Source organism: Chryseobacterium soldanellicola, from assembly GCF_900100115.1.
Classification (GTDB): Bacteria; Bacteroidota; Bacteroidia; order Flavobacteriales; family Weeksellaceae; genus Chryseobacterium; species Chryseobacterium soldanellicola.
This window is the reverse complement of record NZ_FNKL01000002.1, coordinates 1002458-1028987: the sequence shown is the minus strand read 5'-3', so window position 1 is coordinate 1028987 and position 26530 is coordinate 1002458. Positions and strand designations below refer to the sequence as shown.

Annotated in this window: 19 protein-coding genes; 2 read left to right on the top strand and 17 right to left on the bottom strand. The window is 35.4% G+C overall.

The features are described 5' to 3' along the window. Positions 1–865 precede the first annotated feature (865 nt). The 14 genes from BLT04_RS09480 to BLT04_RS09415 form a co-directional block, all read right to left on the bottom strand. Positions 866–1552, bottom strand: a complete 687-nt coding sequence (locus tag BLT04_RS09480; protein WP_089755528.1) for a hypothetical protein — start codon at positions 1550–1552, stop codon at positions 866–868. A 12-nt stretch (positions 1553–1564) separates the two neighbouring features. Beyond that, the gene (gene rfbD / locus BLT04_RS09475) at positions 1565–2425 is read right to left on the bottom strand and encodes a dTDP-4-dehydrorhamnose reductase (RefSeq protein ID WP_089755527.1); all 861 of its coding nucleotides are present in this window, start codon (positions 2423–2425) and stop codon (positions 1565–1567) included. After that, on the bottom strand, positions 2425–2910 hold the full coding sequence (locus tag BLT04_RS09470; RefSeq protein WP_089755526.1) for an acyl-CoA thioesterase: 486 nt from the start codon (positions 2908–2910) through the stop codon (positions 2425–2427). Before BLT04_RS09470 ends, rfbD begins: the two co-directional genes overlap by 1 nt. A 69-nt stretch (positions 2911–2979) precedes the next feature. Continuing rightward, on the bottom strand, positions 2980–3483 hold the full coding sequence (locus BLT04_RS09465; protein ID WP_089755525.1) for an OmpH/Skp family outer membrane protein: 504 nt from the start codon (positions 3481–3483) through the stop codon (positions 2980–2982). A 66-nt stretch (positions 3484–3549) separates the two neighbouring features. Further along, entirely contained in the window at positions 3550–4098 is a 549-nt protein-coding gene (locus tag BLT04_RS09460) for an OmpH/Skp family outer membrane protein (protein ID WP_089755524.1), read from the bottom strand. Positions 4099–4106: 8 nt separating this feature from the next. After that, entirely contained in the window at positions 4107–6647 is a 2541-nt protein-coding gene (gene bamA, locus BLT04_RS09455) for an outer membrane protein assembly factor BamA (RefSeq protein ID WP_089755523.1), read from the bottom strand. Positions 6648–6674: 27 nt separating this feature from the next. Further along, the gene (locus tag BLT04_RS09450) at positions 6675–7424 is read right to left on the bottom strand and encodes an isoprenyl transferase (protein WP_089755522.1); all 750 of its coding nucleotides are present in this window, start codon (positions 7422–7424) and stop codon (positions 6675–6677) included. A 1-nt stretch (position 7425) separates the two neighbouring features. Next, positions 7426–8319, bottom strand: coding sequence for a type IX secretion system protein PorG (porG, locus tag BLT04_RS09445; RefSeq protein ID WP_089755521.1), 894 nt, complete (start codon positions 8317–8319; stop codon positions 7426–7428). 213 nt (positions 8320–8532) lie between these two features. Next, positions 8533–11031, bottom strand: coding sequence for an exopolysaccharide transport family protein (locus BLT04_RS09440; protein ID WP_089755520.1), 2499 nt, complete (start codon positions 11029–11031; stop codon positions 8533–8535). 2 nt (positions 11032–11033) lie between these two features. After that, positions 11034–11909, bottom strand: a complete 876-nt coding sequence (locus BLT04_RS09435; protein WP_394331114.1) for a polysaccharide biosynthesis/export family protein — start codon at positions 11907–11909, stop codon at positions 11034–11036. A 31-nt stretch (positions 11910–11940) separates the two neighbouring features. Then, a complete protein-coding gene (locus tag BLT04_RS09430) occupies positions 11941–13068 on the bottom strand; it encodes a glycosyltransferase family 4 protein (protein WP_089755518.1) in 1128 nt (375 codons plus the stop codon). A gap of 81 nt (positions 13069–13149) precedes the next feature. After that, a complete protein-coding gene (locus tag BLT04_RS09425; protein WP_089755517.1) occupies positions 13150–14151 on the bottom strand; it encodes a glycosyltransferase family 2 protein in 1002 nt (333 codons plus the stop codon). A 5-nt stretch (positions 14152–14156) separates the two neighbouring features. Further along, positions 14157–15227 (bottom strand): formimidoylglutamase, encoded by a 1071-nt coding sequence (locus BLT04_RS09420; RefSeq protein ID WP_089755516.1) that lies wholly within the window; start codon positions 15225–15227, stop codon positions 14157–14159. A gap of 170 nt (positions 15228–15397) precedes the next feature. Continuing rightward, positions 15398–16492 (bottom strand): glycoside hydrolase family protein, encoded by a 1095-nt coding sequence (locus tag BLT04_RS09415; protein WP_089755515.1) that lies wholly within the window; start codon positions 16490–16492, stop codon positions 15398–15400. 299 nt (positions 16493–16791) lie between these two features. On the opposite strand from BLT04_RS09415, the gene BLT04_RS09410 reads away from it, so the two are divergent. Together BLT04_RS09410 and BLT04_RS09405 are read left to right on the top strand one after the other, a co-directional pair. Further along, positions 16792–17619, top strand: coding sequence for an alpha/beta hydrolase family protein (locus BLT04_RS09410; RefSeq protein ID WP_228421925.1), 828 nt, complete (start codon positions 16792–16794; stop codon positions 17617–17619). Between the two features lie 113 nt (positions 17620–17732). Next, positions 17733–18494, top strand: a complete 762-nt coding sequence (locus BLT04_RS09405; RefSeq protein ID WP_139166231.1) for a hypothetical protein — start codon at positions 17733–17735, stop codon at positions 18492–18494. A gap of 99 nt (positions 18495–18593) precedes the next feature. Here the strand turns inward: BLT04_RS09405 and topA are convergent, their stop codons facing one another. The 3 genes from topA to BLT04_RS09390 all read right to left on the bottom strand — a co-directional run bounded on the left by topA (position 18594) and on the right by BLT04_RS09390 (position 26475). After that, positions 18594–21179: a type I DNA topoisomerase gene (gene topA / locus BLT04_RS09400; protein WP_089755513.1), complete on the bottom strand. Its 2586-nt coding sequence runs from the start codon at positions 21177–21179 to the stop codon at positions 18594–18596. A 299-nt stretch (positions 21180–21478) separates the two neighbouring features. Next, positions 21479–24985, bottom strand: coding sequence for a T9SS type A sorting domain-containing protein (locus tag BLT04_RS09395; RefSeq protein WP_089755512.1), 3507 nt, complete (start codon positions 24983–24985; stop codon positions 21479–21481). A gap of 338 nt (positions 24986–25323) precedes the next feature. Next, positions 25324–26475 carry a hypothetical protein gene (locus BLT04_RS09390; protein ID WP_089755511.1) on the bottom strand — a complete coding sequence of 384 codons (1152 nt, stop codon included), beginning with the start codon at positions 26473–26475 and terminating at the stop codon, positions 25324–25326. Positions 26476–26530: the final 55 nt, after the last annotated feature.

Below are 26530 nucleotides of genomic sequence, written 5' to 3'. Positions count from 1 at the left end.
CTCTTTATAGTAGTTTCTAATAATAACGCTTATCTAAAAGCTCTCCTGCGCTACCGAACTCTTTACGTTTTCAGTGCGGCAAAAGTACACCCTTTATCCCTTATCTTCCAAATACATTTAACTTAAAATAATCAATTGTGGGAAACTTTTATTTTAAACTACTGATATATTTACTGTTAAATAATGATTAACACTTATCCACAATGAGCAGATGTATATTATACCCGTGTTTTAAATGATTTTAAATGGAGTTGTATTGTTTAAATGTCCTTTTGCCTTGAAGCAAAAGCTTACTATCAATTAAAGAACGGCAAAAGAAAATGTGGACATGGTATGGAGAAGGTTCTTGTATATAAAGTGTAAAGTGTAAACCACCGTCAAAAATTCCTTGAATTTTTGAAACTCTACTTTGGAGGGGAATTATTGCAGCAGACGTTTTGTTGTTTCTTATTGGAACCTGCGGAGTTTTATTTCTAATACTTTATAATTTATTTTTGTTGTTGAGATCCTTTCAGGATGACAAAGTGAATGGCAATTGGATTGATTGAGAGCCTCGTCAAGGTTTGAAACCTCCCAAGGCTTTGCAAATAATGCGTTGAATTAGCTGTGACAGATTGAAAAAAGACAAATACCCTAGCCCCGATCGAAACGGCATCCTTTTTTGTGCGGCCGGAGCGTAGCGGAGGCCGTACAAAAAAGATATAGTGGAGAGCGGGAAAAAGCTCCTAAGAAAAAAGAGTTGGAGGTTTTAGTGTTGAAGAGTGTGGACTGTGAAGAGTTGAGAGGAAGAAGGAAAAGAGCTTTTTAAAACTACATATAATAACAAATCGACAAACTGAAAATGGTTTCTAATAAAAAACAGAGCTTAATTGCTCTGCTTTTCTTTATTATATATTACGCTTAAAAATTCTGCGTAGGATTTTTCTAAACCGATAATGTCGCCACTTTTTAAATTTAATCCTCCGACTCCTGAATCATCGGATTTGATTTTTGTGGCTGAGATCTGGAAATACTGATTGCCATCTCCGGATTTTGGCTGCAATTTTATGGTAGAGCCCAAAAGTTTTTTAGTTGAGATCGTATAAACATCTCCCGGAATAACATTTATGACAGTATAGGAACGCGGCGCCAATTCATAGTTCTTTTTATTAATGTCTATTTTTTGATTTTTGTCCGAGGAAGCGAATAAATAAATCCTGCCTGTTTGATTCAACAACTTTTCTTTGGGAAGATAGTATAAACCGAGTTTATAATTTGATGCGTTGAACGGTTGTGGACTTCCGTCTATATTTTCAAAAGGTTTTAAGGTAAACGTGTTTGCTCCAATTTCTTTTGCTTTTTTATAAATTAAAGAAAAAATTTCGGCATCGTCTTTTGAGAAACCCTGAACTTCTATTTCGCCCAGATATTCTGCATCTTTTGCCTCTTCATTTATTTTATATAAAAATTTATCTGTGTTCTCATGTGTTTTTTCAACTTTGGTCATGTACACATTTTGTGCATTGAAAAGCTGAACACATAAAGCTAAAATGACAATTCCTAAGTTCTTCATTATATATATGTATTATTTTGAAAGAATTTCGATGCATTCTTCCAGACTGTTTTCCCAATGTTTGGGTTCGATTTTATAGACTTCTTCAATTTTATCTAAACACATTGTACTTCTCTTTGGTCTTTTTGCCGGAGTCGGATATTGTTCGGTTGTCAAAGCATTTAGTTTAACTGAAGATTTTGAAAGCTCGGCGATCTTTTCTGCAAATTCAAACCATGTTGTTTCCGGATAGTTTGAAAAATGGAAGATCCCGTAAGTTTTTTGTGGAGCTTCAATAATATTCATGATTGCTTCTGCCAGATCATTTGCATTGGTAGGCTGCCCGAATTGATCGGCAACGATTCCCAATTCTTCTTTTTGAGAGAAAAGGTTCAACATGGTTTTAACAAAATTCTTGTTAAATTCTGAATATAACCAGGAAGTTCTTAAAATAATTGTCTTCTTGTTTGCTTCTAAAGCCAGTTCTTCTCCTTTTAATTTTGATTCACCGTAAACTCCGATTGGGTTTGTGAAATCATCTTCCGAGTAGCACAAATTAGTTTCGCCATCAAAAACATAATCTGTAGAAATGTGGATAAAAATTGCTTTATTATTTTTACAAGCCTGCGCCAAATACGCGACACCATCTGCATTTACGGCAAACGCTTTTTCTTTTTCTTTTTCTGCAAGATCCACCGCCGTGTACGCCGAAGCATTGATGCAAAAATCGGGTTTGTTGTCCGTAAAGAATTTATTAACCTGATCTTCATCGGTAATATCTAACGTTTGAGAATCTGTAAAGATAAACTCATAATCCAATTCAAAATCGGGAGCAATTTTTCTTATACAATTTCCAAGCTGACCGTTGCTTCCTATTACTATTATTTTTTTCATTATGAATTTTTCGCGTTTTGTGATCTTAAAAATTTAACTCTAGACTGGAAATCTTTCTGTTCTAAATCTACATAAAATTTATGAAAGATCTCTTTAACGTCTTCAGGATGAACTTCTGATTTTCTGGTTTTAACATTAAAATAAATCACCGTAACCCAAAGAACGGCATGAATTGTTTTTTCGTCTAAACTTTTCATTAAAATCTCAACCTTGGCTGTTCTGTCCAGAATTTCAATGGTTTTACTGCTGATAACAACCTGCGTATTATATCTTACTTCCTTTAAATAGGCTATTTCGTTCTGAATAGCAATCCAGGTGCAGCCGGTTTTTTTTGTATATTCTTCGTAAGTGAAGCCATAAAATGTTTCTACATGATCTTCCCTGGCATTGAACATATAATCCAGATATTTGACATTATTTAAATGCCCGATCGGATCACAATCGCTAAACCTGACTTTTACGGTGGTTGATACTTCTTTTTCCATTTGGCAAAAATAAAAAAACCACCCCTAAAAGAGGTGGCAAGTTTTATAAATGTTTGTTAATTTACAAAATTATTGAATTCCTAATTCTTTTTTCACAGCTGCAGTAGCATCCGGACCTGCTTTGAAAACAAAAGCAGAAGAGTTTGCATCCATAATATAATCGTATCCGCTAGCTTTTGCCACTTTAGATACGGCATCATTTAATTTTTTCTCGATCGGCTCGTAAGCAGCATCTTGTTTGGCCACGAAATCTTTTTGAGCTTTGTCGTTCATCTGCTGAATTTCTTCCTGCATTTTTGCCAATTCAGCTTCTCTAGCTTTGTTTTCTTCAGCCGTTTTCTTAGGCGCTTCTTCTGAATATTGCTTTAATTTAGCTTGTCCTGCATCAGCTTTTTTCTTGATTTCACCTTGCTTAGTATCTAAGAAAGTTTTAAGGTCAGCATCTGCTTTTTTCTTTTCAGGCATTGCGTTAAGAACACCTATTACATCTAAAGTAGCAATTTTTTGAGCCTTTGCCATACCTACAGATACAACCATCATCGCCGCTGCAAATAATACACTTAATTTTTTCATAATTGGTAAATAAATAATTTAATTTGTTTTTAGATTCTAAATTTAAGCAAAAGTTAATAATTTTTTTTACTTCTTGCTTTTTTCTTTTTTGTCTGAAGTGGTTGACCCTTTTAATAAAATATCTAATACCTTATCTGAGTAATCAAATCTTTTTTGGAGGAAAAGCACATTGTTACTTGTTTTATCAAGAACCATACCCAACCCATTTTTTTCAGCCATCGTCTTAATTGCGCCCCAGATCTGATCCTGAAAAGGAACGATAAGGTTTGATCTTAATTTTGTGATCTCGCCTGTACTTCCGAAGCGTAAGCTTGTTGTGGTTTTAATATTTTTTTCCAAATCAAGCACTTCTTTTTCTCTGAGCTTTAATTGATCGCCAATTAAAAGCACTTTTTCACTTTCGAACGCTGATCTTTTTTTCTCGTATTCAGACTGTAAATTCTGAAGCTCTGATTGCCAGGTATCGATCTGTGAATTTAATCTTGCTTCTGCTTCTTTATATTGAGGCATTTTATCCAGTATATATTCAGTATCAACAACACCGATTTTTTGGGCGCTGCTAAAACTGAAAAGCAAGAATAATACAAATGTGAAAAGTATTTTAAGGTTTTTCATATTTATGATTATAATGATTGGTTCATTAAGAAGTGTGTCTTCCAGCCAGAAGGATCTGCGCTTCCTATCGGCTTGTCAAATCCGTAAGCAAAGTCGAACCCGATCAAACCAAATGCACCCATGTAGACTCTAACCCCCACACCAACTGATCTTTTTAACTGGAAAGGATTATAGCTGCTCCATGAATTCCAAACGTTACCCCCTTCAGCAAAAGTTAATGCATAAATTTTAGCCGTCTGGTTTAATGAAATCGGATATCTTAATTCTAACGTAAATCTGTTATAAATCGTACCTCCTCCTTTTTGAGTAATATCGTCTGTAGTACCTCCGTATGTAGAAGCATTTTCGTATCCTCTTAACGGAATTAATTCTCTACCGTCATATCTACCACCAAATAAACCGGTACCTCCTACATAAAATCTTTCGAAAGGCGGTGCTCCCAGTTCTTTGTTATATCCGTCCATGAATCCCATTTCGGCAGATGATCTTAAAACCAATTTACCAGCGATTTCGTTATAAACATCAGCTTTAAACTTGATTTTATAGAATTCCATCCACTTATACTTATCCGTTGGAGACATGGTAGAATAATCTTTATTGCTGAACAATGAATAAGGTGGAGTAAGCTTTGCCGAAAGCTCAATATTTGAACCTACCGTCGGGAAGATCGGATCTATCCCCGCAGAGTTTCTGCTCAGACCTATATTTAAACTAAAGTTATTTGCAGTTCCGTAATATTCGGTTGTATCCCCAAATTCGAACGGATAATTGCTGAAATCATATTTCTGATACTGAAGACCTGTATATAATGAGAAATAATCATCCGGCCATTTTAATAATCTGTTTAACCCTACTGAAGCCGAGAAAATATTTAATTTCTGGTCATTTCCGGTAGCATCAGAATATTTAACCCTTGAAGTATTCAAACTTACAGAAAGTGCTGTAGGTCTTGTTCCGAATAACCAAGGCTCTGTAAATGAAACTCCATAATTCTGGAAATACTGCCCCGCCTGCGCCTGAATTGATAAGGTTTGTCCATCACCTTGAGGCACGGGTCTGAAGTCTTTAAATCTAAGGAAATTCTTTAACGAGAAGTTGTTGAACGTTAATCCTAAAGTTCCGATAAAGCTGTTACCGCCGTAACCGGCCTGTAACTGAACCTGTGAAGATCCTTTTTCAACTAATTTCCATGCAATATCTACTGTATTGTCCTGTTGGTTTGGCTGAATATCCTGGCCGATCTGCTGTGGGTCAAAGAATGACATACCGGCAAGATCGAAATAGGTTCTTTTAATATCACTTTTCGCGAAAAGATTTCCCGGTTTGGTTCTTAAAGCCCTTAAGATAACGTGGTCATGGGTAGTTGTATTTCCTGACCAGGTTACTCTGTTCCAGGTTGCTTTTTCACCTTCGTTGATACGGATTTCAAGATTGATCTTATCTCCATCTACAGATTTTTCAACCGGCGTAACGTTAGAGAAAAGGTAACCGTTATTCATATATACTGATTTGATATCAGAATCGTCTTCCTTACCTCCGTCTTCACCAACTTTTTTGTTGAAACCTACCGCATCGTAAATATCTCCCTTCTTGTATCCAAGAAGTCTTTGTAAATAATCTGTGGGATATACTGTATTTCCGGTAAATGTAATATCACCGATGTAATATTGCTTACCTTCTTTAAGCTTTACGTTGATTTCGTAATTATTTTTTTTGTTTCTCCAGACAGAATCAGAAACGATTGCTGCATCTCTGTATCCCAGGGAGTTATAATAATTAACAAGACTTTGCTTATCTTCCTGGTATTTATCTTCAATGAATTTAGAAGATTTTAAAATACCTCCGATACCGAATCTTTTTTGTTTTGTTTCTTTAAAGGCTTTGTTTCTAAGTTTTTTATCGGTTACATTTTCGTTTCCTTCAAACTCGATGTGGTCGATTTTTACTCTTTTGCCCTTTTCAACATTGATCGTCCAGTCTACTAAATTGGGATCTCCTGCATTTACTTTATCCTGGATGGATATTTTGGCATCAGCAAATCCTTTTTTAATAAAATCTTTAGGAATATTGGTTTTAAGGCTTGAAACTAAGTTCTGAGTGATCTTTGTTCCCGGCTTCAGATTGTTGTCTTTAGCCATTTTCTCATTTTTAGATTTACCGATTCCTTTGCCGGTAAATTTTACCTCTCCAAGTTCCTTCAAATCCTGTAAATAGAATTTAAGAACTACAGTTTCTCCTTCAATGCTCTGAACATACACCTCTACTTCCGAAAAAGATTGAGTGTCCCAAAGTTTTTTGATGGCATTACTAACTTTCTGACCGGGAATATCTACGCTTTCGCCTTTAGATAAACCTGTAAATCGTAAGATCTGAGCCGGTGTATATTTCTTAACCCCATCAACAACAATGTCTTTAAGCGTGTAAGTACCTGCTTGGTTCTCTGCATACACAGGATTTGTGCTCACTTTTGTGCTATCCTGTGGTGTTACCTGTCCATAAAAATGTGCAGAAGCAACAAACATAATGATGGGTAATAGTCTAAACTTCATTTTATCGTAGTCTTTCTTTTCTTAATTTTACTGAATTTTTATTTGCTCACCAGTCATACCGTATCTTCTTTCTTTGCTTTGATAATCTACAATGCACTGGAAGAAAATATCTTTGGTAAAGTCTGGCCATAGAACATTTAAAAACTGCAGTTCTGCATAGGCGATCTGCCAAAGGAGGAAATTACTTATTCTTATTTCACCGCTGGTTCTTATCAATAAGTCTACAGGAGGAAAATCTTTGGTATAAAGGTAGCTTTCAAATAGTTTTTCATCAATATTTTCTACCTCTATCTTGCCTTCTTTGACATCTTCACTTATATTTTTTACGGCATTCAGTATCTCATATTGTGAGCCATAGCTTATTGCCAATACTAAATTACCTTTTGTGTTTTCTTTTGTCAGCTCTACTACACGAAGCAGCTGATCTTTCACGAGTGAGGGCAATTTATCCAAATTACCAATGACATGCATTCTCAATCCTTTGCTGAAAATTTCTTCTGCTTCGAGCAAAAGTGTTTCCACGAGTAAATTCATCAAAGTATTTACTTCTTCTGCAGGACGGTTCCAATTTTCGGAAGAAAATGTATAGAGCGTTAAATATGGGATATTAACCTCATTACAAGCGTTAATAGCATTTCTTACTGCATCAATGGCATTTTTGTGCCCAAAAGTTCTTTCCTCACCACGAGATTTTGCCCATCTGCCGTTCCCATCCATAATGATGGCAACATGTTTTGGTAAATTCTCAGAATTTATTTTATCTTTAATCAACGACATATTACTCACAATAACATGGAGGTCTTCCGAAAGAGTAAGTAACACCTAAGCTTACGGTGTTTAACCAATCTCTTGAATTCTGATCTCCAATATTTCTATCACCTATAAATTTTTTCCTTCTCTCTTCAGCAACGATATAATAATTTCCCGTCTGTAATAGAGAACCTCCGGTTGACGGGCTTAAAATATCTCCATTGTATGTAGAAACCACGTCTTTGTCAAGAATTTTGCTGTAATCTAACTGATCTGTCAGCGTATATCTGAACATTGCCTCTGCATAAATTGCCCAACTGTAGTTGAACTTATATTTTAAACCTACCCCGAACGGAATATGCATAGTTGTTTTTGTACCTGTAGAATAAGATGGCGTGCTTGTAAAGTCCAACTCATTGACCGGAGCCTGAGCCACCCCATCAGCATCTCTTCTAAAGTCATTGACCATGGTAGCTTTCGGAGCATCATACATCAAAGCCCCTACTCCCGCGAAAATATACGGGCTCAGCATACCTTTCTGCTCATTGTTTACTGGGAAGAAATTATATTCAAACATTAAGCTTGCTTCATATATATTGTTTTTCCCGAAAGAGTTTCTGTTTTGTCTGTACTCTTCTTTCGCCGCTTTATCGCTAAACTGGACCTGATTATATCCAAGGTCTAACCTTACAGTCTGATGAGGGTTAAAATTAAATCTATACAATAAACCTCCATAAAAAGGAACCCCCCAATCCGACGCTTTATCTAAATCCAATGGCTTTTGTAAAATATAGTTCGTTCTTCCTATATCACCCACTAGGTTACTCATACCTAGACGAACTCCCAATTCGTTTCTTTGTGCTTTAACACTTACCACAGTTCCTAGGGCGGCAAGGAAGCTAAACAATAATTTTTTATTCATAAAAGAATATGGATTTATGGTTATTTTAAAAATTAATTTTTGCAAATATAAAACATTTTTATATTAATGATAATCTTAATGTTTAGTTAAAAATAAACAAAAAAACATAATTTGTTATAAAGTAAACGGCAAAGTGGCGAAAATATTCTTTTTTTAATACATTCAAAATGCCTGATACAGAACAAACCCCCATTAAATGAGGGTTTAAATATATTACTTTTTGTTAAATATTGACTGAACTTTATTTCTTATTCTTATTAACAAAGGTTCTTTATAATTTTTATCCTCATCAAAATAGCCGTACCCGTATCCATAACCGTATCCATAGCCATATCCGTATCCATACCCTTGCTTTGTATTGTAGTCATTATACACCAAGCCCAGGTGGCCGATTTCGCCGTTATGATACTTTTCAGTGATCATTTTAAGCATATATTTCTCCGTATATTCATGTCTGACAACATAAATATTGGCATCCGAGTATTTCATCAGCTCATAAGAATCGGCAACAAGACCTACAGGAGGTGAATCGATAATAATAAAATCATAGATTTTTTTAAGCTCCTGGATAAATTTCACATTTCTCTCACTCATTAAAAGTTCTGACGGGTTTGGCGGGATCGGCCCTGATGTAATTACATCAAGATTCGGAATTTTCGTATGGTTGATAATCTGATCAACGTCTACCTCTCCAGTAAGATAATTTGAGATACCATATTTATTATCGATATTAAAATCACCAAAAATCTTAGGCTTTCTTAAATCCATTCCTAATAAAACAGTTTTTTTATCGCTTAATCCTAGAACAGAAGCCAGATTAATAGAAACATAGGTTTTTCCTTCCCCTCCAATAGAGGAAGTGACCAGAATTACTTTGCTGTTTTCGCTTTCGCTCGATAAGAATCTTACATTAGCCCTGATTCCTCTGAATGCTTCAGAAACCGAAGATTTAGGCTGCTCAAGCACGGTAAGCATATTTTCATTATTGTTGTTGCCAATAACACCGAGTAAAGGGATTCTTGTTGCACCCAATAACTCTTTAATATTTCTGATTTTATTGTCTAATATCTCACCAATAAAAATAAATAATAAAGGTAAAACCAATAATCCGCCGATGATCCCGAATTTTGCAGCCCTTACATTAGGGCCAATAGGAGCCTGCCCAACATTTTTTGCAGGGTCAATCACGCTGATATCAGACTGATTGGTGGCCATTCTCATCTGGGTTTCATTTTGTCTACCCAATAAGCTGTTATAGGTAGCCTCGATCATATTATAGCCTCTTTCGGCATCCAGGTACTTTCTTTCTTTTTCCGGATATCCTGCGAGATCTTTGTTGGCATCACCGACTTCTTTATTAATCCTGTTAATTTCGTTATAAAAATTATTATAATAATTTTTTAAAGAACCAGTGGAGCTTAATTTAGCTTCATTAATAAGCCTGCTTATTTCTTTCATCGGTTCGGAATTAGGAGTATAAATGGTGGCCATTTCTCTCCTTTTAAGATATAAAGCCTTTAATTCCGAAACAGAAGCGCTAAACATACCATCCTGAAAACCAGCAGCATCCGTACTGATCATTTTATCAAAATTCTGAGTTTCCAGTGATTGTCTGATAGTATTTAAAGAGCTTACCTTGCTTTCAAGATCAGCTTTTTTAGCCTCTAAATCTTTTATTCTTGTTAATGATTTCTCGTCTCTGTCTTTGATATCATACAGCTTTTCATTGGTTTTCATATAGTTCAAGATATTTGCGCTTGAATCTAATTTTTTTCTGATTGTACCAAGATTTTTGCCTAAATAAGCTTCTGTATTTTTATCAATTGTCATTTTATCTTCAAGTCTCTTTTTTTGAAGCTGACTCACTGTTGTATTTAAAAAGTTAACCGTACTGTTTAGATTATATCCTTTTTTGGTAATAATCATAATGGTACTGATTTCTTTATCAAAATCAACCCCGATGGATGATATAATATCATTAACTGCCTGATTTACTGAGGTAAGGCTTACAATAATATTGGGAAGCTTAATTTTTGTTTCAGCAGGATTTGCGACTAATTTGAATCTTAAATTCGGTGAAGTGTACCACTCGCCTATTTTAATGATTTTATTGGCTGGCCTTTCATAAGCATTTACATTATGGAAACCTTCTGAAATATAATTATATAAGTTGGTAGAATGCCCCTCGTCCGGCAAAACAACTTCATATGTATTGTGTGCTTTAGGAACTAAAGTAATCGGATAATTCAGCTGTTGATTGTGCTGCTTATCAATCTGTAAAAATACGGGCGAATCATCTTTATCTAAAAAAGTTGATTTTATGACCCCTTTTGTAGAATAATTTACAAAAAGGTCTAATTCTTTCACTAAATATTCGTTGTGAGATCTTGAGAAAAGCAGTTTTTTCAGATAAACTCCGTCTTGATTTCCGCCTTGTCCCCAAATAAAGTTAAAAGACTGATTTGTAGGAGTAAAATAACTTGCCGTATTATTAGAAACACTTAATGAAAGGTCAGAAGCATAGATATTCTGCGCATAATACTTGGTATACACCCATGATATTCCGTAGCCTATAAAAAGCATGAAAACAAACCAGTACCAGTTTTTCAGTACTCTTCTTAAAAAATGTTCAATATCAAATAATGAAAATGATCCGTATTTTTCTTTTTGATCATCTTTTTTCTCAACAGTAGCGTCTTTTCCGGGAATCATAATTAAAGGTTTTTAAGAAGTAGATAAATTGATAACGCTGTCGTAATGATTGAAACTCCGCTGGTTAAAGTCTGTATCGGGTCTTTTCCGAAACCGTTTAAGCTTTTCGCCCTTGTGTTCAGATAAATTTCATCACCGTTTTGCACGTAATAGTAGGGAGAATTCATCACATCTTCACGGGTAAGGTCTATTTTTGCTATTTTGATTCCTTCAGGTAATTTTCTGTGAATCACAATGTTTTTTCTGTCAATCGTTCTGTTTAACCCTCCATTAATTGCTAAAGCTTCTGTAATTGTCAGCGTATTTTTATGGGCAACCTTCTCACCTGTGATGTTTGTGGTTTCCACATCGCCTAAAATATAATAAGTAATCCCGTTGGTATTTAATCTTACCTGGGATTTTCCGTCCTGAAAGTTTTCGTTTACCTTATCCTGAATCTCTTTACTTACTTCATCAATTGTTTTTCCTTCAGCTTTCACATAACCGATACCAAAGACATTGATATCTCCGTTGGAATCAACTTTCAGCCCATTAAAATAGAAAAGAGTATTTCCTCCTGATCCACCGCCGCTTGAACCTCCCACAGAGCCGGAAGTTGCACCAGCAGAAGTTGCTGCGCTTGTACCAGGCGCTACCGTAGATCCGGAAGTATTTAAGGATGAATAAAATTGCGCAGCATCTCCTTTAGGAGTAGTGACAATATTTAGATTTAAAATATCGTTTTTAGTAATTCTGTATACGGGAATGTTGTAGGGAACCAGCCCTTCTTCATTTATCACAAGGCTTTCGTTAGGCTGCATATATCGTACATCCTTTGTTGTAATACAAGACGTGATAAAAAGGGGCAATAGAAAAAATAAATACTTGTAGTTTCTCATCATATTTCAAGTTGTTTACAAAAATAGGGTTTTAATTGGTTGTCTTCTTATTATTCTTTAAAACATATATAATATCAGGAATATAGGCTCCCAGAAAACCTAAGGCCAAAACAAGAATTAATAACAGATTTACATTTATATGTCTAAAATAATAAGCTACCGTTACAATAAAAAGGTAATATAAAATTATATAAAAACTGGATCTTCTGTGCGTAAGATTAAGCTTTAATAATTTGTGGTGGATATGGTTTTTATCGGCGTCGAAAGGAGATTTTTTATGAGCAAGCCGAATAACAATTACATTCAGCGTATCAACGATCGGAAGAATCAAAATCGCAACCGCCACAACCGGAGCTGACTGAAGATGATATCTCGGCACATTAGGCAATGCCTTATCAATAAAAATATCAATAAAACAAATACATGTAAACGCCAGCAAAAAGCCAAGCAGCATGGAGCCCGTGTCTCCCATAAATATTTTACTAGTCCTGAAATTCGAAAGATTGTAATACAAAAATGCCAGAACAGAACCGATTATAATCATTGATAAAACCACCAAAGGATAATTGTATTCCCCTAAGCGATAATAGCTTATACCGAAAAGAGCGCTGCAAATCACAGAATAGCCACCCGCCAGGCCATCAATCCCGTCAATTAAATTAAAAGCATTGATTAAAATGATAAATGTAATTATACTAAATAAAATACTTACCAGATATCCAAGCTCATAGATCCCGAATATGCCAAATAAATTTCTTATCCGTATGTCTGATCCTATTACGATAAGCGCAGAAACAATAATTTGGGCAACCAGCTTTTTATACGCTCTCATCACCACAATATCATCCATAATACCGATGTATAATAGGATAATCAGCGATGCAAATAAAAATTTATAAAGATCAAAAAGCTCGTACGCAAAAATAGAGGCGCAGATCCCGATGGAATAAAAAATAGCAATACCTCCTAAATTCGGTATTTTTCTGAGATGGGAACTTCTTATGCCAGGCTCATCCATCAGGTTTTTTCTTCGGGAAATTTTAATGATAGTGGGAATCGAAAAGAAGGTAATTAAAAAAGAAAACATAAAACCCATCCCTATTTTCACATAAAAAATAGGAATCCCACTTTCGCTTAAGAACAATTCAAAATTCTTCATTTTTTTTTCTAATCAAGTAATATGTGTTTCATTAAAACCATCCCAGGCTTTGTACCGAAACAATACTACTGCCATTTGTGTTTATATTAATTTTCTTATCAATTTCTTTTGTCCGGCAAAAAATAACAGATAAAATATCTTTTTTTTCAGTGGCAAAGATAACAGATAATTTTTATCAAAACGACTATACTTTAATATATCTTTAATTTTTATATCTCTTTCTTTCATGAAAAGCTCTAATTTGCCAGACATTTCGTAAAAAATGCTTTTATCTTTCACAAATGCCAAATAAGCCAAAAAAGAGTAAACTCCTTCAAAAATCTGAAAATTTTTCAGCTCTTTTATCTTATCAGCGTATTTAGATTTTCCAAAAACCTGCTCGACATCTTTCACGGCTTTCAAAATATCAAGCCCTTTTTCTGTATGAGTTTTGGTAATGGAATCTGTACGTTCTAGATATTGATAATGGAAATTTTGGGTCTGTGCAATCACTTCACATTCCAGTAAAAGCTGGGGAATTAACTGGATATCCTCAAAATGAGCGTCTTTTTTAAATCTTTTCTGATCGAAAAGCTCTTTTTTGAATAATTTATTACATGCAAAATAACTTAAGTCAGAAAAAATCGAAAAGTTTTTTTCAAGATCAATTTTTTCGGGCATATTTGGGATCTGGGTCAGCTTTTGAGTTACATTCCCGTATTGATCGACCTTTTGAATATTGCAGATCACCATTTTAGACTGATGCTTTTCCGCAAGACCCGCCATTTCTTCAAACATGGTTTCCGTAACATAGTCATCGCTGTCTACAAAGCCGATATAATCCCCGGTGGCGCGGTCAATTCCAAAATTCCGGGCATCACTTAAACCTCCGTTTTGCTTACTAAAAGGTTTGATTTTTTCAGGGTATTTTTGAGCATAATCTTGAATTATCTGCCCAGAATTATCTTTGCTTCCATCATTTACCACCAAAATTTCAATATTCTGATGGGTTTGTTTGAGAAGAGAATCGAGGCATTTCGCCAGATAATTCTCAACATTATAAACAGGAACGATGATGGAAACTTTTGAGGGAACGTTTTTCATCGTAGTTAAATTTTTGTCAGTCTAGCATTCAGCCAGCCTTTTTTTGCTTCATCAAAATCTTTTCTTGAGCACGGAATGCAGTTTTCTATATTTTCATCTTCCCCGAAATACCAGAGATTGCTGAAAGTATCCCGCTTGAAAGCGTATTGCCGGTCGTCGATCAAAACATAAAATATTTCGTAATGCCGTTCTTTAGGATGAGACTTCTGAATATGGATACCTTCGATCAGATACCAGATCATCTGTGCTAAAAGCTGGTGATTTAATTGATTTTCAGAATAAATATTATAATTAAAAATTCCTACAGATTTTAAATTCTCGCTTAAGCCGATTTCTTTCATGTAGGCGCAGATTTCTCTTTTATTCAGGCCGTTCACTTGTGGATTGATGGAAAATGGCTCGCTGAAACTTTCGATTGCGTCACAATTTACCGTTACTAAATCTGCTCTTCTGAAAAAAGGCTCTGTTTTTTCGGTAGAATTCATCATTTCAGCCAAACGTATGATGTCAAACTCAACTTCTTTAATCAATCTCACGGAATCAACTTCATTTAAATGCTTCTGATATCCTAAATGATGATAATTTTTAATTGAAAAGTTTTTAGCAGCAAACATTTTACTTAAAAAAGTATGCTCGTTGATCATTTCACCCTGTTTAAGAGAGATAATATTGCTGATCTGGGTATAATTAATATTTTTTGTATGAAAATTTAAGGCAGAAAATAATGAAAAAGCAAAGTCGTTAGATCCTCCGATAATCACCGGAATCGCCCTTTTGTAATGGCAAACCGACAAGACTTCCTGTAAAATATAGTGAGAATCCTGAACAGATTTTCCTGATACCAAATCGCCCAGATCCACAATCGGAATTTCAAAATCAAGTTGGGAAAGTTTGTAAAATTCTTTTCTTACACCCGTAAAATCCTGTACTTCCGCATCGCCATTTGCACCTCTATAATCCGAAACAAAAAGAAGAACAATGCTGTCTTCCTTTATTTCCTTTGTGATCCGGCTTCCGACCTGCCAGCTTTCGGTCTTGAAATTTCTTGGTGAAATGATAAAATCTTCAAAATTCATTTATAATCTTCATTATTTTGACAAACATACAAAAAACCTCATCAAATTGAAATCATGTCCCGCTTTTTATCAATAAAAAACCGTCAACAAATTGTTAACGGCATCTTATTTATCAACCTTGTCAAAGTTTAAAACTTTGACAAGGCTCCGAAAGCTATTATTTTTTCAGCTTAAATCTTAGGACTTAAAATCTCAAACACGAAAGTTGTTGACGTTTCAAATGCTCCGCCTTGTGTTGCTCCAAATAAAAATCGGGGTGTTTTTCCGTCTTTGTCCAACAAAAGCATTGGGCGTTCTAATCTTCCAAACCGATTTAAGTTTTTTGGTGGGGTTGGTTCTGTAATGTAATGCTTCATATTAAGATAAGCAATTTCCGGTTTTGTCCAGTGAAGCCCGTTTTTTGTGGTTAAATGCAATCCGTATTCATGATTAAAAAATCCCATATCGCGTGCTATCATGTGGTATTTCCCGTGTTGTTTCCAGACAAAAGCATCTTCCAGCTGAACATTGTTGGGCAGTGATGAAAAATCAATTACAGGATTTTCAGACACTTTTTCGTAAGGTCCCATTGGTGAGTCTGCCTTTGCCAATCCGTATTTTCGGTTTCCCCGAATCGGTCCTTTTTGAGTTTCATACTCATGCGTGTTCCAGGATTTATAAAACAGCCAGTATTTTCCGTCGTTTCCTTTTACAAAAGCAGGATTTGTTGTACAATGGTCGTCCCAAGAACCTTCTTTTCCGGGAAGAAGCAACGGCTGATCCGGTCTTTTCCATTCGCCATCAAGGTTTTTTGAAGTAGCTAATCCGATTCTTTTGGTATTTGTTTTCCCATTGGAATTTCCCATAAAAAATAAATAATATTGATCGTCTACTTTTTTGATCAAAGGATTATGGCAAGTGGTTGCATCCCAAAATTCGCCACCTCTCGGACTCAGAATAACCTGTTTGTGCTGGAATTCTTCAAAAGGAGAATTCGCTTCTGCACGGCAAATTTCGGAACCGTTGAGCCAGCCGCCCATTCCTTTTTCTTTTTTCCATCTTGAGTAAAAAAGGTGAACTTTTCCGTCTTCGCCCCAAATCGGACAACTGCACCAGATATAATATCCTTCCAACGAAAATTGTCTCCCGATTGGTTTTAAATTAAAATAAGGTTGGTCGTCTGAAGATAATAAGCTTGTAAATGATGACCCCACAACTACAGCCGCGATTCCCAAGGCTGACGTTTTTAAAAAATCTTTGCGTGTGAAGTTTTTTGATGCGCTCATATCATATGATTTTCAGCTAATTTAGAAGAATCACCGTAATGAAGTATCCTGTAGTTTGGGGTTAATTTAATGATTAAAATCTTTTTTGAGTGAATCGGCAAAATGATTACATTTGATGATTAAGCTTCACTATAAAAAAGCTGTATGTCACGACCATCAGGATTTATTACACTTATAAAAACGAATAAAACTAAATGAAAACTATAAATAAATTAATGATTTTAAAAAATATCATAAATACAAAACAATTTTACAAGAGTTTTCTTTTGGTATTATTTCTTTTTTGTAGTATTAATCATGTGTCAGCAATTCCTCCAGGCTTTACAACTAAGAATATAAAGTTTTTAAGTGAAGGAGACTCGCTTGCCGGAACCATTTTTAAGCCAGATCATATTTCTGCGGCTGTTGTAATTGTTCATGGATCCGGACAGGAAAAAAGGATGACAGAATTTGCCACAATGTTAGCTAAAAATGGCATTGCTGTTTTAACTTATGACAAACGTGGTGTCGGAGAATCTGCCGGTGTATATGCCGGACCTGAGGTAGGAACTAATAATGTAGACGCTTCAAATCTTAATCTTTTATCTCTGGATGCGAGTGCTGCCGTGAATATATTGTCTACCTATTTATCAAACAATCAAATAGCAATAGGTTTAATTGGTGGAAGCCAAGCCGGATGGATCATTCCGCTGGCTGCAGAAAAAAACAAGAAAGTTAAATTTATGACTATATTTAGCGGGGCATTGATAACGGTGAAAGAACAACTTAGGTTTCAGTTTTACACCAACGGAAATTCAAATTTTTGGGATACGCATACAGAAGCAGATGCACGTAAACACACCATGACTGATCCCGATAAATACGAATTTATAGACACAGATCCAATAGATGTTCTTTCCAAATTATCAATTCCGGGGCTATGGATTTTTGGAGGTAAGGACATTCAGGTGCCCGTGAATCTGTCAATTGAACATCTGAATACATTAAAATCCAAAGGCAAACATTATGAATATAAATTATTTCCAGCATTAGGGCATAATACGGCGTTCTCAAAAGATGAAGAGCCTATGAAAGAGGCCATCACATGGATGAAAAATATAAAAATGTCAAAAAGCCACAAAAATTAACTGATAAAGAATTGCTAAAAGTGGATTTGAACGGCTCCGATTATTTTTAATAATAATAAATTAAAAACGGACTGTAAATCTGTGCTATCTCAGCCAGAATAAAAACAACCTAAATGAGAAACCGCATTTTTTTAATTGTATTCTTTTGCATGTTGGCTTGTAAAAAAGAAGTAGTTTCCAAACCGACATCTCATAACGAACCCTCCAGTAAACAGCAAATCGATACACTAAAAATTACAAAATCTAAAAAATCAATACTTTCTAATGACATTCAATTCATAAACGATTCCATTCTTGATGGAAAATTTAAATTAGACATTTCAAGATACGAGTTAGAGAATTCGAAGAAAGGATGCTCTCCAAACTTGCTCAAAAAAGAAGAATTTTATGAATATTCGCTCGATGACGATAGAAAATCAACTAAAAAGTATAAGGATTTGGGAGACTTGAATGGCGATGGAAAGAAAGATTATGTTTTTATTTTACCTGGTTTAGGATGGTGTGAAGAAGGACAATCTTATTATTTTACCGATAACAAAATTCCGAGAATACAAACTGAATCAAATTGTTGTCATACTGAGAGTGTATTTAGCATTGGAGATATTGATGAAGATGGAGGAAATGAAATTGCCGAGTATAATTCGTCTTGTGTAAGTAATTTTAAAGCTTTTAAGATCTGGACGTTAAAAAGCGGTCAATGGAAATTAATAGCCGATTTTTTATATTATTATAATAATGGGAAATATATAGCTTTTAAAGATTTTCATAAACTACATAGGAAAATTTCCAAAAACAAATTTCAGTTTTTAGAAATATCAGATAAACGAACAAACGGAGAATTAGTACAGGAATGGAAATCAGTGACCATGAAATAATTCTAATGACAATAATTTTGAGAACGTAAATTAAAGCAGCATTAAAAAAAACCCTTTTGAAATCATCAAAAGGGGTTTATATTTAAGTTTAAAAAATAATTATTTTTTTGCTGCAGGTTTTTTCGTAACCGCTTTCTTCACTGTTGTCGTTTTTTTCGCAGCTGCAGTTTTTGTTGTAGCTTTCTTCGCCGCCGGTTTCTTTTTCTCGGCAAAAGCTTTAGGATCCTGATCGGTGATCCATTTTTTAACCTCATCTAAAGAAACATCTTTCAATTCCTCACCTTCATATTTTGTGTCATCGTTTTTCTTCGGAATTTTGAACATTGCTTTTCCGAATTTAACGAAAGGGCCCCATCTGCCGTTTTCAATAGAAATTTTTTCTTTTTCCCACTGCTGAATGTATCTGTTGGCTTCTTTTTCTAATTTAGCATCAATCAATTCGTTGATATCACTTTGAGAAAGATTATCAAAGTCATATTTCTTAGGAACATTCACGAAAATGCTTTTGTATTTGATGAAAGGTCCGAATCTTCCCGTTCCTTTTGTCACAGGCTCGCCTTTGTAAGTCGCAATAGGCGCGTCGGCTTTTTTCTTTTCATGAATAATTTCTTCTGCCCGTTTTTGGTCTACAGAAAGCGGATCTTCACCTTTTGGAATGCTGATGTAAGTCTCGCCCCATTTCACATAAGGCCCGAATCTTCCCACTCCCACAGAAACCGTCTGACCTTCAAATTCATTTAAATCAAAAGGCAGCTTGAAAAGTTCCAAAGCTTCTTCCAAAGTAATTGTTGCGATATTTTGCCCTGTCATTAAGGACGCAAAAGTTGGTTTTTCCTCATCTTCCGTTTCTCCGATCTGGATCATTGCGCCGAATCTTCCGATTCTTGCATGAACGTTTTTACCTGTTTTCGGATCAACCCCTAATAATCTGTCGCCATTGGCACGGTCTGCATTTTCTTCTACATCTGCAATTCTCGGATGGAATTTTGAGTAGAAATCTGTCATCATTTCTTTCCATTTCTGGTCGCCATTTGCAATTTCGTCAAAGCTTTCTTCAACTCTTGCCGTAAAACCGTAATCTAAAATTTCTTTAAAATTATCGGTCAGGAAATCATTCACAACCTCACCAATATCGGTAGGAAGAAACTTATTTTTATCCCCTCCGAATTTTTCGTCAAGGACTACTTTTTTAATTTTATCTTTTGCCAAAGAGATTTTCACCACTTCTCTTGTCTGCGGCTCAATTTCTCTTTTATCAACATATTCACGGTTCTGAATGGTCTGAATAGTCGGCGCGTAAGTCGATGGACGGCCGATTCCCAATTCTTCAAGCTTTCTTACCAATCCTGCTTCCGTATATCTTGCACTTGGTCTTGTGAATTTTTCTGTTGCAGTGATTGTTTTATAGGTTAAAATTTCTCCTACTTTTACTTTTGGAAGTAATTTCTCGTTGTTTTCCTCATCTTCATCTTCTGTCTTAACGATTCCGTAGGCCTTTAAGAAACCATCGAAAATGATCACTTCTCCCTGCGCTTCAAAATGCGGATTAAGACCTGCATTACCGATTTCGATCACTGTTTTCTCGATTTTAGCATTCGCCATCTGAGAAGCCAGTGTTCTTCTGTAAATTAATTGGTATAATCTGTTCAATTGAGCATCACCGATACTTTTTACTCCAAAATCTGTCGGACGGATCGCTTCGTGAGCTTCCTGTGCAGACGCTGATTTTGTTGTATAATTTCTAGGAGAAGAATATTCTGCTCCGTATTCTGATGTGATCTGTTTTTTTGCGCCTTCGATCGCTTCCTGAGAAAGGTTTACCGAGTCTGTTCTCATGTAGGTAATGTATCCTTCTTCGTATAATCTTTGTGCAAGACGCATCGTGTTTGTTACATTATATCCTAATCTTGATGAAGCTTCCTGCTGTAATGTAGAAGTTGTAAAAGGTGCGGATGCGGTACGTGTTCCCGGCTTTGTTTCAACATTTAGGACTTTGAATTCTGTAGTTCTTGCCTTTTCCAGGAATTTTTCGGCATCTTCTTCCTTATCGAAGTCTTTTTTAAGCTTGGCAGCGATTTCCTGCTCAGCATTATTTAAGAAAATCCCATCTAATTTGAAGCTTGCTTTCGGAGTAAACTCACGGATTTCTTTTTCTCTTTCAACAATTAATCTTACGGCAACGGATTGTACCCTTCCTGCTGACAGGCCCGGTTTTATTTTTTTCCAGAGAACCGGAGACATTTCAAAACCAACGATCCTGTCCAGCAATCTTCTCGCCTGCTGAGCATTTACCAGATTCTGGTCGATATCTCTAGGGTTGTCAATAGCTTTTAGAATGGCATTTTTAGTAATCTCATGGAAAACGATTCTTTTTCTGTTTTCCGGCTTTAATTTTAATTCATCCGCCAGATGCCATGCGATAGCTTCCCCTTCGCGGTCTTCATCGGAAGCGAGCCATACCATTTCGGCTTTTTTTACAGCGGCTTTTAATTCTGTTACCAGTTTCTTTTTGTCGGCAGAAACTTCGTAATCAGGGCTGAATGTAGCAAGGTCAATCCCCATTCCTTTTTTAGGCAAATCCCGGATATGCCCGAAACTTGATTTCACATCAAAATCCTTTCCTAAATACTTCTGAATAGTTTTTGCTTTTGCCGGTGACTCAACGATTACTAGATTTTTCGACATTCTAAAATTTTTGCAAAAGTAAAGCTTTTTTATTATATAGGTTTTGTAATCCGATTTTAATTTAATAATCAGAGACTTTTAACTTAGATTTTCTAAAGACAATTTGCACTTATAAAACCTTATGAATAAAGCTTTTTAACATTAAAATGATAAGAATATTCATATTTAAACTCAATAATATAGATATTTTTACCTGTAATCATAGATAGTAAGAATTCCTTTCTTATTGTTTTTACTCAAAAAAAGGGAATAAAAACATTACATTTCTATTCCCTTTTATATTAAATATTTTAAAAATATTATTCTTTGATAATTTTTACAACCATTTCAGAATTATTGATTCTTATCAGATAAGTCCCTGAAGGCAATGAAGAAACATCTGTTTCATCATTAATAAATTCGCCGGATTGCGCGAGATCGCCGGACAAACTATAGATCTGATAGAAATATTTCCCGTTTTCAGCTGCATCAATGTAAAGCTTCTCCTTCACGGGATTTGGATACAGTGTGATCTTGTTTTTTCTGACTTTTTCTATTATTTCATTTTTACTAAAAACTTCTGATGCTTTTGTGGTTGACAAAGAAGTAACCTGAAGCCTTGGTACGGGACCTTCTTCATTTCCGTTGGCATCGGTTTTTATTTTCACGCAACGGCAGCTCATTCCAAAATACGGATCATTATTATCATGAAAAGCAATCATTCGGTTGGCCGTTGCAGCAGCATCGAAAATTAAATTAACAGGTCTTCCTATGTAATTGGAATTCAAGGCGGCCGTCCAGATTCCCGGATACTGATAATTAATAAAATTAAAGGTTCCGGTGGCAGTTTGATTTGCGGTTACGCTTCTGAAGCCACGGGATCCCGAATTGGGATAATTCCCTACATAATAAGAAGGATAATTAAACATGTATCCTATGGTATAGCTGTAGGTTGCGCTTCTTCTTACTCTTACTCCATCATAATCTGTGCTGACGCTATAAGCCGTCGCTACATTTTTATCTTTTTTATACCACGGGGTCAATCCGAAATCCTGATTGGTAATATAGGTAGTATTTGTCACATCAGGGATTCTCCAGCCTTCCGGGCAAGGATCAAATGGCGATTTTTTACCGCCTCTGCCCCATCTGTCATAGGCTAAATTAGGTTCATTGGCCAGCCAGTCTGTCCCGTTGGTGTAAATTGCATTTGTACTGTTATACGGCGCAAACGTACTCGGAATCATATACACCAAAGGGTTTCTTACTGAATAGGACAATACTTTTGCAATTTTATCCGGAACCTTATCCGTTGTCAGCACATTGGCATTGGCGGCATTGGAGTATGTATTATAAGGAATAATATAATTTCCTGCCAAATCATTATAAGTTCCTATAGGAAGTGTGGTGTAGGTTGCTGTTCCGCTTGCGGTGACATTCCCAAGATAAACGGGATAAGAAGCCCTGTCATCCGCATATTGGAAAATCGGAAGCGGATCTTTTCTTCCCCACTGATAATGCAGCCCTGTAGAAGCTTTAATTTTAGCTAATTCTGCCGCCGTTGGGGTAAGATTATTTACAACAATCGGAAAAGCGTCTGTAGCTCCTAAATTCCTGTCCATAAACTCTGTCTGAAAAACAATATCTGCCTTATTTACGTAGTTTACATAATTGGCTGCCGATGTTTCAGGAAGCTCAGTTGTGTATTTATATGTTCCTACCGGAGTATCTGTCACCCAAATATGCCAGCTCCAGTATACAGGATTTGCGACACTTCCGTTATGTAAAGTTATTACGGCATTACCGCTTTGATTAGGTTTTATCTCAACTAAAATTTTAGAAGCTGAAATTCCTGCTAATGAGCTTGGAGAGGGGTTTTGTATTGAAACTTTATTCACAAGATTGACATTAGTCGTCCAGAGAATATTTGCCTGAAGATTATTGAAATTTACCGGATTTAAGATTTCTTTATTATTTAAAAGCTGACTTTGAACCGAAAACGCCTTGCTGACAGGAATCTCAACAGTAAATAACGCCGGATTTTTTACCACCTGATAAGTATTTGGATTATTGATCCCTTCTCTGTATTCTTCTGTTGCCATTAAATACTCTGTCGGAAAATCATATTGATCGACAACATATAAAGGGTCTTTTACACACCTGCAGCCATTCATATCTGAAGTCAGGCCGGTGCCTAAAGGAAAATACCAGTATCGTCCTTTCACATTCGGAAGATTGGGATCAGGAATATCAGGCTGTATTTTATCTGGGATCATAAACAAAGTTCTTGCTCCAACGGCAGGCGTAGCATCAAATTGTCTCGCCATGGTTGCCGTCCACAGAGCAACCTGATGCTGATCTGTAAACTGCCCTGCATGAGCATTATAGGAAATCCCTCCTGTTCCGGGAAACATTCCCATATTCTGGCCGCCAACGTTTGACATATCAAATCCAAAATTCGGATATACTTTAAACCCTGTCATAAAAGAAGGAACTCCTGAGTCTGTTGGCTTAATTTTATGATAATTATTAGCTTCAAAAACATTTTTAGCCAAATTTGTTTTAACTCCAAAAGGAGAAAAATCAATTCTGATATCATCGATATAGCTTTGGGAAGCCAAATTTGCCACTAAAACAGAGGGCACCCGCCATCCGTTCGGGCATGGATCAAAAGAAGATTTATCCCTGTAGGGTCTTGCGCTGCTGTCGGCATTATAATTTACATCAATTTTGCCCTGAGAATTATCTGACCATAAATTAAGCTCCGTCAATTGATTATCAGGCATTCCGGGCATTTTTCCGAACCAATTGACCATTAAATTAGCATTGTTGTTATACGTTGCAATTCCTGAATTATCATCCTTATTTACATACATCATGCTTAAAGGATTGCGTACAGACAGCTTAATATTATTAGAAACAGTGGCATTGGAAAGCAAAACAAATGTTCTGAGATTATCAATACTAATCGCATTTGTAAAGTTTTTGGCACCTCTGTGTCTGACTCTTCCCACGGCTCCCGAGACTTCATAAAAATCATTGCCTCTGTGAACTAAAGGGGGAATCGGGTCTTTTCTTCCCCATTGATAAAGAAGGCCGCCATTGCGGTTCCATTCTGTGCCTGTAATTGTTGCGCTGACGGCGCCCAAATTCCTGTCCATCCAACGCCAGTCTGTACCTGGAATTGTCTCAACAACGCCGTCGGACCTTTCTCTTTTAAGATTGTCAAAACTTCTGTATGCAGGGCCGTTTGTAGGATCATCTGTTACCCAAATATGCCATGACCAGTAGATTTCCCCGCCAACTCTGAATGCTATTACAGCATTTCCTTCTTTGGATTTATTGATCGGGACTTTTATTTTGGCATTTTGGCCGGTATCCTGGATTTCCAGTGCATAATTAGCTCCTGATTTTATCAGCCCGGGTGTATCTTCCCATAAGACCACGGCGCTGAGCTTTCCTGTGGGAATGACTGTTCCGCCGATATATTTATCGCTTTCCCACATCGCATACGCTTTCTTTACGGGAATATATAAGCCTTCAGCGGTCTGGCCCGGATCAAAAATATAGCTGTTTGGGGCTTTTGACCAGTCGGGGACGCCGGGAATGATTCTTTTATTTCCGTTTTCTTTAATTGTATCGGATTTTGTAGAGTTTTTATCACCATAAATAATGTTGTTTTTATTGAAGTTATGTGATTTTTTAATATTTAAGCATGATTTTGCTGTTATTTCATACTTAAAATTTTCTTTTATTTCTAAATTTTTAGAATAAATACCCATCGAGACCAGGCAAAAAAATGCCATTAAATTTTTTACTGACGTTTCCATTTTTTTTAGATTTGTGTTACCATCGCTTTAAGTACAACTTTTAAGCCTGTGATAGAAAATGTTGATTTATTTTATAAATAACGATAACATAAATATATAATGTTAAATAAAAAATAAGATTATGCCGTTATAAATATCAAAAATACATTTCCCAACTTGCGATTAGCAAAAATAACCATTAATGAAGAAATATTTTATTATTTGAATCAATTTAAATGAATATTAATAACAAAATCATTAAAAAAATGAATAACAACAAAAAAGACGATGTAAAACACCGTCTTTTGATATATTTCTTTAGAAAAAAATATGAATATGTATTGAAGCAGTTAACTGTCTTACATTTTATGCAATAATTCGAGAGGAGCCACAAAAACTCTATAAATAATACCTTCGAAAGTAAATCCTTTTCCAGACATTTCTACTCTATAAATCAATGAAAAAACAATAATAAACAGAGTGATATAAAACTTTTTATTAATTACAATAGCCTCAAAAGCATATCCCGTACTGCCTTTTTTTAATAACAGAGCAAAAAGCACAATAATTAACATCATATGAATATACATCCACCTTCCCCAATCTATTGCCAGATAAAACAATGGAAAAGAGAACAAAAATGCTGCAATTAATAAGATGGATAATATTATTTTTTGACCTTTCAGACATTTCATATAATAGGCTATGTGAAAAACACTGAAGGCTAAACTTATAAAATAAAGAAGATATTCATGGCTATGTTGTTTAATATAATCTCTCTCATTGATATTCCAGTAAAAAATTCCGTATGTAGGATGAACGCCCCTTTGCGCAAGAATCTGTAAGGACATTCCTTCGTTGACATTTTTACCGAATTTTAAAATTAGAATCGATGGAATAATGACTGCCAGAAAATATTTAATGTATCTTTTAATTTCAATTTTTCCTGTTTTCAAATATAATGCAATTGCAAAATAGGGAACATAAAACAATACCACCTCATGAAGTAAAGCTGTTATAAAAAGCAGAATACAGAAGATATATTCCTTATTTTTTGATAATTTATCATTGTCTAAAAGATATATGAACCATGTAAATAAAAGAAATATAATAAATTCTTTCTTCCCTACATAAGTAACTGTATTTAAGAGACCTACAAACCCTATTGATGAAAGCAAAAGGGACAGATACAGTAAATCTGTAATTTTATACCGAATCAGCCTGGTGTACAGCAAGAAAAACCCGGAAATAATTAAAAACTGAAAAAAATAAACAATATAATTAAGCCTTAACCCTGTAAAATCCTGTAAAATAAAAAAGAAGCTTCCTGACAAACCTCTTCTTTTGAAGCCGCCATCCTGATAATTAATCAACCAATCCGCCAAAATATAGCCGTCATCTTTGAAGTTATAAATGTAAGTAAATACGAGGGTATAAACAGCCGTAACCGCAATAAGAAAATAGATGAAAACCTTGATATTAAAATATTGTACAAATTTTTCTAGTCTCATAGTGTGTTTAATGATTAAAAATAAAAGGGAAACAAAACAGCTTCTGGCTTGTGAT

What these genes read in the sequence shown, in the direction of transcription:
- BLT04_RS09480 (WP_089755528.1), bottom strand. Translation starts at nt 1,552, where the DNA reads ATGAAGAACTTAGGAATTGTCATTTTAGCTTTATGTGTTCAGCTTTTC.
- rfbD (WP_089755527.1), bottom strand. Translation starts at nt 2,425, where the DNA reads ATGAAAAAAATAATAGTAATAGGAAGCAACGGTCAGCTTGGAAATTGT.
- BLT04_RS09470 (WP_089755526.1), bottom strand. Translation starts at nt 2,910, where the DNA reads ATGGAAAAAGAAGTATCAACCACCGTAAAAGTCAGGTTTAGCGATTGT.
- BLT04_RS09465 (WP_089755525.1), bottom strand. Translation starts at nt 3,483, where the DNA reads ATGAAAAAATTAAGTGTATTATTTGCAGCGGCGATGATGGTTGTATCT.
- BLT04_RS09460 (WP_089755524.1), bottom strand. Translation starts at nt 4,098, where the DNA reads ATGAAAAACCTTAAAATACTTTTCACATTTGTATTATTCTTGCTTTTC.
- bamA (WP_089755523.1), bottom strand. Translation starts at nt 6,647, where the DNA reads ATGAAGTTTAGACTATTACCCATCATTATGTTTGTTGCTTCTGCACAT.
- BLT04_RS09450 (WP_089755522.1), bottom strand. Translation starts at nt 7,424, where the DNA reads ATGTCGTTGATTAAAGATAAAATAAATTCTGAGAATTTACCAAAACAT.
- porG (WP_089755521.1), bottom strand. Translation starts at nt 8,319, where the DNA reads ATGAATAAAAAATTATTGTTTAGCTTCCTTGCCGCCCTAGGAACTGTG.
- BLT04_RS09440 (WP_089755520.1), bottom strand. Translation starts at nt 11,031, where the DNA reads ATGATTCCCGGAAAAGACGCTACTGTTGAGAAAAAAGATGATCAAAAA.
- BLT04_RS09435 (WP_394331114.1), bottom strand. Translation starts at nt 11,909, where the DNA reads ATGAGAAACTACAAGTATTTATTTTTTCTATTGCCCCTTTTTATCACG.
- BLT04_RS09430 (WP_089755518.1), bottom strand. Translation starts at nt 13,068, where the DNA reads ATGAAGAATTTTGAATTGTTCTTAAGCGAAAGTGGGATTCCTATTTTT.
- BLT04_RS09425 (WP_089755517.1), bottom strand. Translation starts at nt 14,151, where the DNA reads ATGAAAAACGTTCCCTCAAAAGTTTCCATCATCGTTCCTGTTTATAAT.
- BLT04_RS09420 (WP_089755516.1), bottom strand. Translation starts at nt 15,227, where the DNA reads ATGAATTTTGAAGATTTTATCATTTCACCAAGAAATTTCAAGACCGAA.
- BLT04_RS09415 (WP_089755515.1), bottom strand. Translation starts at nt 16,492, where the DNA reads ATGAGCGCATCAAAAAACTTCACACGCAAAGATTTTTTAAAAACGTCA.
- BLT04_RS09405 (WP_139166231.1), top strand. Translation starts at nt 17,733, where the DNA reads ATGAGAAACCGCATTTTTTTAATTGTATTCTTTTGCATGTTGGCTTGT.
- topA (WP_089755513.1), bottom strand. Translation starts at nt 21,179, where the DNA reads ATGTCGAAAAATCTAGTAATCGTTGAGTCACCGGCAAAAGCAAAAACT.
- BLT04_RS09395 (WP_089755512.1), bottom strand. Translation starts at nt 24,985, where the DNA reads ATGGAAACGTCAGTAAAAAATTTAATGGCATTTTTTTGCCTGGTCTCG.
- BLT04_RS09390 (WP_089755511.1), bottom strand. Translation starts at nt 26,475, where the DNA reads ATGAGACTAGAAAAATTTGTACAATATTTTAATATCAAGGTTTTCATC.